Origin of the sequence: Burkholderia sp. L27(2015) (genome assembly GCF_009765705.1) — a bacterium.
GTDB lineage: Bacteria > Pseudomonadota > Gammaproteobacteria > Burkholderiales > Burkholderiaceae > LMUX01.
This window is the reverse complement of sequence record NZ_LMUX01000017.1, coordinates 563,462-576,449: the sequence shown is the minus strand read 5'-3', so window position 1 is coordinate 576,449 and position 12,988 is coordinate 563,462. Positions and strand designations below refer to the sequence as shown.

Annotated in this window: 12 protein-coding genes; 8 read left to right on the top strand and 4 right to left on the bottom strand. The window is 60.9% G+C overall.

The annotated features are described in order from the left end of the window. Nucleotides 1–1,035 precede the first annotated feature (1,035 nt). Nucleotides 1,036–1,656, bottom strand: coding sequence for a TetR/AcrR family transcriptional regulator (locus GSQ77_RS16110; protein WP_158903732.1), 621 nt, complete (start codon nt 1,654–1,656; stop codon nt 1,036–1,038). 107 nt (nt 1,657–1,763) lie between these two features. Between GSQ77_RS16110 and GSQ77_RS16105 the strand changes: the two genes are divergently transcribed. From GSQ77_RS16105 to GSQ77_RS16075, 7 genes are all read left to right on the top strand, one after another. Further along, complete coding sequence (locus GSQ77_RS16105; protein WP_158903731.1) at nt 1,764–2,558, top strand: inositol monophosphatase; 795 nt, start codon at nt 1,764–1,766, stop codon at nt 2,556–2,558. A 330-nt stretch (nt 2,559–2,888) separates the two neighbouring features. Next, nucleotides 2,889–3,500, top strand: coding sequence for a c-type cytochrome (locus GSQ77_RS16100; RefSeq protein WP_158903951.1), 612 nt, complete (start codon nt 2,889–2,891; stop codon nt 3,498–3,500). Then, nucleotides 3,497–4,786 carry a cytochrome c gene (locus GSQ77_RS16095; protein WP_158903730.1) on the top strand — a complete coding sequence of 430 codons (1,290 nt, stop codon included), beginning with the start codon at nt 3,497–3,499 and terminating at the stop codon, nt 4,784–4,786. Before GSQ77_RS16100 ends, GSQ77_RS16095 begins: the two co-directional genes overlap by 4 nt. Before the next feature lie 10 nt (nt 4,787–4,796). Then, nucleotides 4,797–5,006, top strand: a complete 210-nt coding sequence (locus tag GSQ77_RS16090; protein ID WP_158903729.1) for a hypothetical protein — start codon at nt 4,797–4,799, stop codon at nt 5,004–5,006. Between the two features lie 9 nt (nt 5,007–5,015). Further along, the gene (locus GSQ77_RS16085) at nt 5,016–5,585 is read left to right on the top strand and encodes a cytochrome C oxidase subunit II (protein ID WP_158903728.1); all 570 of its coding nucleotides are present in this window, start codon (nt 5,016–5,018) and stop codon (nt 5,583–5,585) included. Continuing rightward, on the top strand, nt 5,575–7,197 hold the full coding sequence (locus tag GSQ77_RS16080) for a b(o/a)3-type cytochrome-c oxidase subunit 1 (RefSeq protein WP_158903727.1): 1,623 nt from the start codon (nt 5,575–5,577) through the stop codon (nt 7,195–7,197). The genes GSQ77_RS16085 and GSQ77_RS16080 overlap by 11 nt, the downstream gene beginning before the upstream one ends. Further along, nucleotides 7,197–7,988, top strand: coding sequence for a c-type cytochrome (locus GSQ77_RS16075; protein WP_158903950.1), 792 nt, complete (start codon nt 7,197–7,199; stop codon nt 7,986–7,988). The genes GSQ77_RS16080 and GSQ77_RS16075 overlap by 1 nt, the downstream gene beginning before the upstream one ends. A gap of 26 nt (nt 7,989–8,014) precedes the next feature. On the opposite strand, the gene eutC is transcribed toward GSQ77_RS16075, so the two are convergent. Then, entirely contained in the window at nt 8,015–8,827 is an 813-nt protein-coding gene (eutC, locus tag GSQ77_RS16070; RefSeq protein ID WP_158903726.1) for an ethanolamine ammonia-lyase subunit EutC, read from the bottom strand. Next, nucleotides 8,824–10,254, bottom strand: coding sequence for an ethanolamine ammonia-lyase subunit EutB (locus tag GSQ77_RS16065; protein ID WP_158903725.1), 1,431 nt, complete (start codon nt 10,252–10,254; stop codon nt 8,824–8,826). The genes eutC and GSQ77_RS16065 overlap by 4 nt, the downstream gene beginning before the upstream one ends. 117 nt (nt 10,255–10,371) lie before the next feature. Here GSQ77_RS16065 and GSQ77_RS16060 point away from each other — a divergent pair, with 117 nt between their 5' ends. Beyond that, nucleotides 10,372–11,154 carry an SDR family oxidoreductase gene (locus GSQ77_RS16060; protein WP_254067650.1) on the top strand — a complete coding sequence of 261 codons (783 nt, stop codon included), beginning with the start codon at nt 10,372–10,374 and terminating at the stop codon, nt 11,152–11,154. A 6-nt stretch (nt 11,155–11,160) separates the two neighbouring features. Here the strand turns inward: GSQ77_RS16060 and GSQ77_RS16055 are convergent, their stop codons facing one another. Beyond that, nucleotides 11,161–12,747, bottom strand: coding sequence for a methyl-accepting chemotaxis protein (locus GSQ77_RS16055; protein WP_158903724.1), 1,587 nt, complete (start codon nt 12,745–12,747; stop codon nt 11,161–11,163). Nucleotides 12,748–12,988 lie beyond the last annotated feature (241 nt).

The window sequence follows — 12,988 nt, the reverse complement described above, 5'->3', positions numbered from 1 at the left end:
AAGCTGTCGCTGAAGTGGAAGACGGCGAAACAGCAGGTGCCTTAATCGGTGAGCGCGAGACGACCGGCTTCGCGGCCACATTCCCCGTCGTCGCCTGCCAGGCACCGGCTTTACCAACAGCGCTAGTCGGCAACGGTCGCGCCGAGCTGGTGGTGGCCGACCGTGCGTTGCCTGTCTTGGAACCACGACCACGCTGCATCGCGTCGCTGTGCTCACGTATCGACGCTCGCGTCGGAACCGTCAGGCCGGAACTCATGCGAGCCCCGGTGGAAATTTTGCTTGAGCCCCTGCTTGGCGTTCGATCTCCGCTTCGATCTCCATTTCGATCTCTACCGGAAGCACCAGCGGAAGACGCACGCAGGCCAGCGAAATAACCCGTATTGGACCCAGTGGCTCGCGGCGCCGATTTCTCCGCCGCATTTCGACCGCCTTCGGTAGACCATCCCTGTGCGAGCCGGCTTCGCATGCCTGCGACGTAGAAGTAAAGCGCCAACCCCAGCACAATGAAAGACGAAGACACCGAAAGCGGCCATCCAATCGCGCCGCTAAGTGCACCGCTCAGCCAACGTCCCAGGATGCCGCCGTGGGGCCACCCGGCAACGCTGCCGGTCGCAAGCGCCTCGGCGACACAACTGGCGACGTAGGTCAGCCCGGCGCCGAGCCAGACCCGGAGTGTGCCAGTGCCGCGCGCGGCCGCACCGGCCAACAAGGCCAGCGCTCGCTCTATAAAAAATGGAATGAGCCAGACGACGGATGCGCCCAGCCAACTGAAAACAACCATGACCATGCCGGAAGTGTTCTGAGGGATACGGCTGGCGAGCTTATCATAGTGATCGTCGCTATGACGCACGTTTGTGCGCGTAAGTCGCGCGCCGCTTCAGACCCCAAGCACCGCGCGAAGCGCGAAATCCACGCCGACATTTCCGCCAGCCGGGTCACGCACGTGCCCATGCGCGCCGCGTCACTCGCTCAAGCGTGCCGCGCCACTGGCCCGAGTGCGTCGCGCCACCTGCAAGATGCGCAGCGCCGCCCAGCTTACCGCGGCTCTTCCCAACTCAAATAGCCGAACACGGCGCGCAAGACCCTGCGTTCCAAGGCCTCGACGCGCGCTCCACCACACTCGCCCGCCGCATCGGTCAAACCTCTGACCATGGCCACGATGTCGAACGCCATGACCGGCAAATCGGCCGGGGCCCAAGCCGGATTCATGCGCAACAGCGCGACGACTGCCGCTTGAACCATATCGAATACACGGTGATTGCGCGGTTGGATCGGCAACCGGCTTTCCTCGATATCGAGCAACCTGGCCAGCCGCGGGCGCTGAAGTTGATGGGCTACCGCCGCCGAGATCATCGCGCGCAGCCCAGTTGCCCAATCCGATGCGTGCGTTGCCGTGCCGATATTGGCGAGCAACACCGTCGTTTCGCGCTCGATCAGCGCACTCGTGAGCGCGTCCTTGCCGGGAAAGTATTGATAGAGCGAGCCGATGCTTACGCCAGCGCGCTGCGCTACCGCGTTAGTCGTGTAGCCCTCGAAACCCTGTTCTTCAAGAATGCGAGCCGCGGCCTCGATGATCGCGTCGACGGTGTCGGCGGAGCGGCGCTGCGTGGGCGTCTTACGGGGCGCCAGGGGCGTTCGTGCTTGCTTGGGAGCCATGCGGGGAATGCGAGTATGAAAAGTGAGCTTTTGCTCATATTATCACCGATCAAGCCCGGAACACGGGTTCTAGCGTGCCCACTGACATCATTCCAAGGAAGCTCTCCATGAACACTATCGACCCAGCGATTTGCGCGGCGCTGTTGCGCGGCGCGACCGACCAGTTGCATGCATCGAAGACAGGTGCGTTGGCCGGCACCGATGTCGCGAGTTTGATCCGGCAAGTCAAGCAGGCGAGCGCCTGGGCCGACGCGACGCTGAAACAGGCGCTCCTCGCCCACTATCCCGAGATCCCCTGGTCAGAGGCGGAGATGGATCTCGACTTGCAGCAGAGTGCGGAGTTTGCAGACGCCTATTGGGTATACGACCCTATCGACGGCGCGTATCACTACGCACAAGGTCTGCCGCTATGGTCGTCGTCGCTGGCATTGGTCAGCGCGGGCCGGGTTGTTCTCTCGTTTGTGTACGATCCGTCGCGTCAGGAGATGTTCACGGCCCGCTCAGGCGAAGGCGCGTATCTGAACGGCACCGCGATACATACCGGGACCAAGACGGCGCTCGCAGGTGCCGTGGTCGGTACGGCTTTGCCGATCGCCGCAAGCTCGGATGGCGCCGCCTTACCTGCGGCCGCGGATACGCTCAAGCGGGTAGCCGCGCAGGTATTCGTGGTTCGCATGCTGGCCTCGGCGTCGCTACAGCTAGCCTATGTCGCGGCCGGAAGGCTGGATGCCTACTGGGAGCCCGGCCGGGATATCTACGACTGGTTTGCCGGCGCGCATCTGGTCGAGGAGGCGGGCGGCGCGCTCAGCGACTGCGCGGGCGCTGCGTTCGGGTTCGGCGCCGATGGCATTGTGGCCAGTTCGGTTGGGCTGCACACGGCACTGATCGGACTGGTCAAATAACAATGATGACCATTGCGTGACGACGCACATAGCGCGCCCCCGGGCGAGGTGAATTGCTAATATCAGGATACTGACTTATGCTGCAAGAGCAGTTTTCAGGCGATGTGCGTCGATACCCATAATTAAGGTCGGTGACACGAACTGTCATCGAGCTGCTTGACGCCACGCCACGTAGGCCGCAACTGCACTCCCGTGGGCAGAACAAGGTTTAACGACCAGCGAGGCTTCCAAGTGCGACGTCACCTTAAATGGCTGATTCTTGCATCGCTAATTTTCTCCGCGGGCCGCGTGTTCTCCCAGGACGCCTCGAGCGAGCGCGCACCGGACACGATGCAGGCGCGCGTGATGGCCTGCGCCGCGTGTCACGGGCAGCAGGGGCAGGGCACCGACAACGATTATTTCCCGCGACTGGCCGGCAAGCCTGCCGGTTACCTCTATAACCAGCTGCTTGCGTTCAAACAAGGCCGGCGTGTATATCCGCCGATGAATTACCTGCTGGCTTATCTGCCGGATCCCTATTTGCAGCGGATCGCAGATTACTTTGCTCAAGAGCGTCCACCTTTTCCGTCATTGCCTGCACCGAGCGTGGGCGCGGACGTGCTTGCCCGCGGGCAGATGCTGGTCACGAGCGGCGACCCAGGCCACGCTATTCCCGCGTGCGCGAGCTGCCACGGCGCGGCGCTGACCGGTATGGAACCGGCTATCCCCGGCCTGCTCGGACTACATTCGCAATACATTAGCTCGCAACTGGGCGCATGGCGTTACGGTACCCGCACGGCGGCAGCACCCGATTGCATGCAACAGGTCGCGGCGCGCCTGACCGAGGACGACGTCACGGCTGTGGCGGCGTGGCTGTCGTCGCAGCCGGCACCCTCGTCGGCCTCGCCCATCCAGCGCGGTGCGATCAAGATGCCGCTCGCTTGCGGTAGCGAACCTAAATGAGCGGGGTGCATGTGCGAGCTTTTCATTTCATCAGCCGCTTCATTTACCTAGTCGCGGTCTTAGGCGTGAGCGCAAGCGCGGCTTATGCCGCTCAAAGCAGTACCGATGTCATCGCCCGGGGCGAGTACCTCGCGCGCGCCGGCGACTGTATCGCGTGCCACACGGTGCCCGGAGACAAATTGTTTGGCGGCCGTCGGCCGATGGTCACACCGTTCGGCACCTTGTACACACCGAATATCTCGTCCGACAAGGAATACGGGATCGGCAAATGGACCGCCGAGCAGTTTTATACGACGATGCACAACGGGCGATCGCGCGACGGGAGCCTGATATACCCCGCGATGCCGTTCGGCTCCTACACCAAGGTCACACGTGCCGATTCGGACGCGATCTTTGCTTATTTGAAATCGGTTCCTCCGGTCAAACAGCGCAATAAACCGAATGAACTGCGTTTCCCCTACAACAACCGTTCCTTGCTGCTGGGCTGGCGCACGCTGTATTTTCACGAAGGAGAGTTTGTCCCCGACAAGAGCCAGTCGACAGAGTGGAACCGCGGTGCTTACCTGGTGCAGGGCCTGGGTCACTGCGCGATGTGTCATACCGCCATTAATGCGCTGGGCGGCAGCTCGGAGTCGCAGGCGTTCGAAGGGGGATTGATCCCGATGCAGGCGTGGTACGCGCCCTCACTGACCTCGAACAAGGAAGCCGGCCTCGGCGAGTGGAGCACCGAGGATATCGAAGCCCTGCTCAGAAGCGGAGTGTCCCACCGTGGCGCTGTGTACGGGCCGATGGCAGAGGTGGTGTTCGACAGCCTGCAATACCTCTCCGCGGATGATATCCGCGCCATGGCGGTGTATCTCAAGACGTTGCCGCAGCGCACCGCCGATACTTCGCCGGCGCCGGTGGCCGCCGGTGCCGGCGCAAATAAGACCGGCTCGCAGACGGACCACCAGTATCAGTTGGGCAGCAAGGTCTACGATGCGCAATGCGCCATCTGTCACGGCGGCATGGGACGCGGCAAGCCGCCCGATTTCCCGCCGCTGGCCAATAATCAGTCGATCCAGATGACCTCGGCGGTCAACCCGATCCGGATGGTCTTGATCGGCGGGTACGCGCCCGGAACGGCGCTCAATCCTGCTCCGTACGGGATGCCGCCGTTCGCGCAGATACTCGGTGACGAAGAAATTGCGGCGGTGGTGACTTTCATTCGGACCGCCTGGGGTAACCACGGCACGCCGGTAACCATCAAGGACGTCAATGACTTGCGTTCGGTGCCGGCCGAATGAGGAAAAATCGATGAGCGATTCCAACGACGATCGCAATGATCACGCCCATGAGCTCGATCACGACGCCGAGCATGCGGCGCAGCAGGAGGCCGTGGCACGCATCGTGAGAGAAGGGCCGCGTGGCGCCATTGCCATTGCAGGCACCGCCGTGGCTGTCGTGATCGGGCTGTGGTTCGCGTTTTATTTCCTGGTGTATTTGCCCCGCGGTTTTATCCACTGAGAACTCCCCATGCCGGCGTCTTCCGTTCCCGATCCTAGCGACGACTCAGACATTGCCGTACGTGTCGAGCGACGCTGGGCCATGTTCATGACCGGCATCATTGCGGTGCTCGTCGCGATCGTGATTTTCACCAGCCTGCATTGGGCCGTCATGCCTCCATCGCGTGTGGAAACGATCAACCCGACCACCTTGCATATATCGGGCGAATTTGTCGAGAGCAACCTGGGCAGTGGCGTGGATCCCGACGGTTCGGTCACGACACGCGTGATTGCCCAGCAATACTCGTTCACGCCTCAATGCATATTGGTTCCGGCCGACACGCCCATTACTTTCCGGGCGACCAGCGCCGACGTCGTGCACGGATTCCTGATCATGGACACCAACGTCAATACCATGCTCGAGCCGGGCTATATCTCGACGTTCAAGACGACGTTCGACAAACCGGGTGAGCATCTGATGCCCTGCCACGAATTTTGTGGCGTCGGACATGAGGGTATGTGGGCGCACCTGAAGGTGATTGAAAAATCCGCGTTCTACAAAATGGCTTCGACGGCACGGAGGCTCAGCTGTGTTCAATAGCAAACGACTCGTTCTCGCTCACTTCTGGCTGGCGTTTGCAACCTTCGGCCTCGCGCTGTTGCTCGGCGAATGGCAGATGTATATACGCAGTCCGCTGCATGCGTGGTTGCAGAATCCGGAAATCTACTACCGATCGGTGACCGCGCACGGCACGGTGATGGGCTATGTGTTCCCGACGCTGGTCGCGATGGGATTCGGCTACGCGATAACCGAATTGTCGTTGAACAAGCCGCTGGTGGGGCGCCGATGGGCGTGGCTCGGCTTCGGTTTGCTGGCGGTGGGCGCCGTCACGGCGATGGTGCCGGTGTCGATGGGCCTAGCCTCGGTCTTGTACACCTTCTATCCGCCGATGGTAGGCAACCCGTTTTACTACATCGGTGTCGTGCTGGTGGTCGTGGGCTCGTGGGTCTGGGTTGCGCTGATGTTGATCAACATGCGTATCTGGAAGCGTGAAAACCCGGGTCGCCCCGTGCCGCTCGCCATGTTCGCCAACGTTGCCGGAGCCTGCTTGTGGGGCTGGACGGCGGTGGGCGCGGCGGTCGAAATCCTGTTCCAGATATTACCGGTCGCGCTCGGCTTCACGTCGACGATCGATGCGGGACTGGCCAGAGTATTCTTCTCGTGGACGCTGCACGCCATCGTTTACTTCTGGCTGGTGCCAGCCTATATCGCCTACTACACGATATTTCCGCGCGCAATCGGCGGGCGCCTCTACAGCGATTCGATGGCGCGCATCTCCTTCATCCTGTTCCTGGTGGTATCGATGCCTATCGGTATTCACCACTTGTTCGCCGATCCTCAGGTGGGTTCGGGGTTCAAGTTCGTACACTCGGTATTCACCGCACTGGTGACGATACCGACGCTGCTGACCATTTTCACGATTTGCGCATCGGCCGAGATCGCCAGTCGCCTGCGGGGTGGCCGGGGCCCGTTCGGCTGGGTCAAAGCGTTGCCGTGGGATAGGCCCGTCATGTTGGCGACTGCGTTCTCGTTCGTGATGCTCGGTTTCGGTGGAGCCGGCGGCATCATCAACATGAGCTACCAGATGGACTCCACGATCCATAACACGCAATGGATCACGGGACACTTTCATCTGATCTTCGCGGGCGCGATCGTCATCATGTACTTTGCGATCGCTTACGATCTCTGGCCTCACCTGACGGGCCGAGTGCTGGCTAGCGTGCGCTTGATGAGAGCCCAGCTCTGGCTATGGTTTGTCGGCATGATCGTACTGACCTTTCCGTGGCATTACGTGGGTATTCTCGGCATGCCGCGGCGCATGGCCTACTTCGATTACAGCGATCCTGCGATTGCGCCCGAGGCGTTCTCCGTGGTGCTTTCGGTTATCGGCGGCGCGATACTGGTGGTGTCGGCCATCTTGTTCTTTATCGTGTTGATTCGGGGCCACCTGAGCGCGAAAGTCACGCCGGCGGCTTACCGGTTCAGTTCGCCCATCCATGAAGTCAAGTCGGTGCCGGTTGCGTTGAATAGCATCAGCCTGTGGGTTGCGCTGATGATCGGATTGACCGTGGCGAATTACGGCTACCCGATCGCGCAACTCGTCGGCTTGCCGGAAACGTCGGTGCCGGCTATACGGATAGGAGCGCAATGATGTCTGTTGAACCGCTTTTTTCCCGACGCAACCCCTGGTTCGTGGCGAGCGTGAGCGCGACCGTGCTGCTGTTCATATTCGCGGCGCTCGTCGGTTTTGTGTGGTTGCCGTCGGTGCAAAAGGATGCTCAATTCGAGGGGCTCTGGAATGCGATCTGCAGCGCAGCAGGCGTGCCGCAAGTCTGGGATAGAAGCACGCCGGTCGCATCCACGATGAATACCAGCACCGTTATCGTGGTGCCCGACATGCTGGCGAAGCCGAGCGCGCTGTCGATCGGACGTGGGGCAACTCTGTCGTTGCGCTGTACGATGTGCCACGGCGTGCAGGGCATCAGCGACGCCAACACGCCCAATCTCGCGGGGCAATACGCCACATCGATCTACAAGGAACTACAAGACTTCAAGACCGGCGCGAGAAAAAGCGCCATCATGGCGCCGCTGATGGTCAATCTCGGCGAGCAGGACATGAAGGATCTGGCCGCGTATTACGCGTACCTGCCGCGCTTGAGCGCCTATCATCCGCCATCGGCTGAACCGTCGCCCTCGGTGGTCATGAGCGGGTCGCCCATGCGCAATATCGCGCCGTGTGCGTCGTGTCATGGCGGTTTGAGTGACAAGGCCGGTAGCCCCTGGCTCGAGGGCCAGTCGTCAGTTTACCTTCGTGTGGAACTCGACGCGTTCGCGACCGGCACACGTCATAACGATATCAGCGGACAGATGCGCAACGTGGCGCGTCAAATGACGCCGGCCGAAATCGATGCCGCCGCTCGCTACTATTCGAACCAGCCGTAGCGGTCATTGCATCGTCAATCGAATCGTCAAACGGGCGCCGTACTCGGCCCTGCGAGCAGTGCGTCGCTGTGGTCTTTCAACGCGATACCGGTCAGGGACAAACGCCGAGCCTCGGTCAGCAGGTAATGAAGCTTGTGCGCCGCAGCGTCATAACTCAATCCTTCTGGACGCACGTTGGAAATGCAATTGCGTTGGGCGTCGGTTCGACCGATGCGCGGTTCGTAAGTCAGATAGATACCGAGGCTGTCAGGCGAACTGAGTCCGGGCCGCTCACCGATCAGCACGACGACGATCCGCGCACGTAGCAGTGCGCCGATACCGTCACCTAGCGCAACGCGCGCCTGACGCGCCACCACGACCGGGCCGATGCGGCTACCGGTTAGCTTGGCGCGCACAGCCTCAAGCAGCGGCACTGCGTGCCGGGCCGCGGCAAACGCCGAAAGTCCGTCGGCGACTACGAACACCACATCCGGTGCATCAGCTGTCGTGCTCGCGTGATCGGCGAGCCGCGCCGCGCTCTCGGCGTCCAGCGCGCGGCCCAAGTCGGGCCGCCGCAAATAGTGATCGCGATCCGGCGCAGCACTCGATGCGTCGAGCGTCTCGAAGCCTGCGTCGTGCAGCGCTTGGTGCAGGGCGGAGGTATCGAGCGGTTGATGGACTGCGTCGCGCGCTTGCGCATGGGCAAGTTCGAAAGCCAGCAGCGGTGCGGTCGGCAGGCTGTTGCCCGCGCGCCCCAAGGCGATGCGCGCCTGGGTGAAGCGGCGCAGTGCCTCCCACGGGTCGGCGTCGCTCGGATTCGATGTTGCGATCGGGTCGTGCGCGGATTCGGCTTGGGTCATGATTTGCCTGCTGCGCTATCGGTGCATTCCGGCGCTTCCTTCTGCGTACCCGCAAGTGCCGCCGCAAGTAACGGCTGCTGCGTAGTTTGCCTGAGGAGGGCGCCGCGACTATCGACAATCCGCATCGCCTCCAGCCACGCCTCGAACTCCGGTGCACGCCGCAGGTTCAGCACTTCGCGGACATAGAGCGCGTCATGGAACGATGTGCTTTGATAGTTCAGCATGACGTCGTCTGCGCCGGGCACGCCCATGATGAAGTTCACATTGGCGACACCGAGCAAGGTCAGCAGATTATCCATGTCGTCCTGGTCCGCCTCTGCATGGTTTGTATAGCAGATGTCACAGCCCATCGGCACGCCGAGCAGCTTGCCGCAGAAATGATCCTCCAAGCCGGCGCGGATAATCTGACGGCCGTCGTATAGATATTCCGGCCCGATAAAGCCGACCACGGTGTTGGTCAGGAAGGGATTGAACTTGCGCGCAACCGCATAAGCGCGTACCTCGCAGGTTTGCTGGTCGACGCCATGATGCGCATTCGCCGATAGGGCGCTGCCTTGGCCGGTTTCGAAATACATCAAATTCTGGCCGACAGTGCCGCGCTTTAACGACAAAGCGGCTTCATAAGCCTCTTGAAGCAGCGCCAGCGAAATGCCAAAGCCGGCATTGGCCTGCTCGGTACCCGCGATCGACTGAAACACAAGGTCGACAGGCGCGCCTTGCTCGATCGCGGCGATCGTGTTGGTGACATGCGTGAGCACGCACGATTGCGTGGGCACGTCGTAGCGCTGGCGAAAATCGTCGACCATGACGAGCAATGTGGTGATGGCCGCGAGATTATCGGAGGCGGGGTTGATGCCTATCATGGCGTCGCCGCAACCATACAGCAGGCCGTCGAGCATCGAGGCCGCGATGCCTTTCACATCGTCGGTTGGATGGTTAGGCTGCAGGCGCACCGACATATGCCCCGGCAGTCCGACCGTATTGCGAAAGCGCGTGACCACAGGCCGTTTCTTCGCCGCGAGGATCAGGTCCTGGTTGCGCATGAGCTTGGACACGGCCGCGACCATCTCGGGGGTAAGACCCGCGGCGATACGGATGAGTGCTGCGGTATCGGTCGTATCACTGAGCAGCCAGTTGCGGAAATCGCCCACTGTGAGATGCGAGATCTCGGCGAAGGCGGCCGGGCTATGATCGTCGACGATCAAGCGGGTGACTTCGTCGTCTTCGTACGGAATCAGCGCTTCGTTCAAGAACGTGCGTAAAGGGACGTTGGCCAGTGCCATTTTTGCCGCGACGCGCTCTTCTTCAGTCGCGGCGGTAAGCTGCGCCAGTTGGTCGCCGGAGCGCAATGGGCTCGCCTTTGCCAGCAAGGTCTTCAGGTCGTCGAAGCGGTAAGTCCTGTACCTGATGGTCTCGTTGTAGCTCATGCCTGGATCCCCGAATCGTGCACAGCCGCGTGCGGCGCCTGCGTAGCCGATGGCTGCAATACTAAGAGAGTACCAAATACGTAATAATGCAGACGCGCCTGAAGTTAAGAATAATCAATGACCACCGATTGGGAGAGCAACGCAATGAGCCAGGGGAACACAGTCGCGATCGTGACAGGAGGCGGTCGGGGAATCGGGGCGGCTATCGCCCACAGCCTTGCCCGTGACGGCTATCACGTAGCGATCAGCTACACCGATAACAAGGCCGCGGCCGAACATACGGTCGCCGAGATCATCCGCTCTGGAGGCCGGGCCGCGCTGTTTCGTGCCGACGTTTCGAACGAAGCCGATGTCGAGGCGCTGTTCCAAGCCGTGGATGCCCAACTGGGAACGCTCTCGGTATTGGTCAATAACGGCGGCATCACCGGTGGGTTCAGCCGGCTGGATCAGATTTCTTCCAAAGCGCTGACGCAGGTATTCGGCGTGAACGTGATCGGCGCTTTTTTATGTTCGCGGGAAGCGGTCAGGCGCATGTCGACGCAACATGGCGGACGCGGTGGCAGCATCGTGAACATCTCATCGCGCGCTTCGCAAATCGGCGGATCCGGCGAGTGGGTGCATTACGCGGCGAGCAAAGGCGCGATCGATACGCTGACGCTGGGTCTCGCGCGGGAGGTGGCGCTCGAGGGGATCCGCGTGAACGCGGTCGCGCCCGGCTTGATCGATACGGAAATTCACGCGGCCGCCGGCCGGCCCGATCGTGTGGAAAAAATGGCGCCGTCTATTCCCATGGGGCGTGCCGGCTATCCTCAAGAGGTGGCGCAGTGCGTGTCGTGGCTCGTGTCGTCGGCAGCCTCCTACGTAACGGCCGCCATCGTGCCTGTTTCGGGAGGGCGGTAGGCCGCGTCAGCCGAATCTCCTCGGTGCGACAGATTCGTTCGCCGGCTCACTATCGTCGACCTTGAAAACGGTCACGGCCGCCCGTAGTGCCTGAGCTTGTTCGGCCATTGAATGCGCGGCTGCCGAAGCTTGTTCAACCAATGCGGCATTCTGTTGAGTGACTTGGTCCATCTGGCTGACTGCCTGGTTGACCTGTTCGATACCGGTGCGTTGTTCCTGCGACGCTGAAGAAATTTCGTTCACGATGTCGGTCACGCGTTTCACCGACTGGACGATTTCTCTGATCGTGCTGCCCGTTTCCTCAACCAGTTTGGAGCCGGCAGCCACCCGGCTCACCGATTCCCCGATCAGATCCTTGATTTCCTTGGCTGCCATCGCGCTGCGTTGTGCCAGCGTGCGGACTTCGCTGGCGACCACGGCAAAGCCGCGGCCCTGCTCGCCCGCTCTGGCGGCTTCGACAGCGGCATTGAGTGCAAGGATATTGGTCTGAAACGCAATGCCTTCGATCACGCTGATGATCTCGGCAACCTTGACCGAGCTCTCGGAGATTCCGTGCATCGTTTCAACGACGCGACCCACCGATTCGCCGCCACGCTGGGCGGTTTGCGATGCCTGGTCGGCCAGCGTGCTCGCTTGTTGCGCGTTATCCGCATTGTGGCGCACCGTGGTGGTCAACTGCTCCATGCTCGATGCGGTTTCTCCAAGTGACGCGGCCTGCTCCTCGGTACGCTGCGACAGATCGGTGTTGCCCGCCGCAATCTGATGGGTGACCGTGGCGATCGAGTCGGCTGAATTTTTGATCGTGCGTATGGTTTTCGTGAGTTGTTCCTGCATGCGCTTCATCGAAAACAGCAGGCTGGAGCGGTCGTGCGGTGCCGTTTTGACCACCTCGGTAAAATCGTTGTCGGCGATCTGGTAGGCAATCTTGGCGGCATAGGATGGCTCGCCGCCCAGTTCGCGAAGGATGCCGCGGTTGAGCATCACGACGATCGCCGATAGCGCACCGGCCAGTGCCAGCAGAATAGCGAGACTTTGATACAGCGTAGCGCGGAATGCGGCGTCGATGTCATCGACATACACGCCGGTCGTCAAAATCCAATCCCAGGGCTGATAGGAAATGTCGTAGGCCAGTTTCGGCGCGGCTTCGGTTTCCCCCGGTCTTGGAAACGCAAACCTGCGAAAACCCCTGCCGTCTCGTTTGGCCAGAGCCACCGCTTCCCTGAAGAAATAGACGCCGTTCGGATCCTTGAACCCGTCGATATCCTTGCCGACCATTCCCGGATTGGTCGGTTGCATCAGGACTATCTGTGAATTGAGAATCGTGAAATAGCCCTCGGTGCCATATCGAATATTTCGAACGCCGTTCATGGCCAGTTGTTGAGCTTGTGCCTCGGACATCGAACCGGCCGCCGCCTGGTCGCCGAAGGTCTTGACCACCGTCAAGGCGATTTCCGCCGCGTGCATCAAGTCGGCCTTACGCTCTTCCAGCCGGATATCTCTGGTCCGATATGCGTTATAGACCGAGATTCCGGTCAGGCACAGCAAACTCAGGATCAGAGGTAGCCAGAGCTTTTGTACAAAAGTAAGTTTCATAGGGGTAGGGCGGTCCCAGGTCGATATAAGTATTAACGCGGATTGCTTTTATATTGTCGGCCTGGATCGGGGGAACTTGATTAAATTAACCGCGACAAATTGACGCAAATGAGTGACGCAAATGAGTGACGCAAGTGGCCAAGCTAGTGAGCCACTGAAATCATCATCCACGGCGGTATGAGCCCGTTGTAAAACATTATTACGCTTGGGCGCCGTGCCTGACACGATCAATTCGGCATGC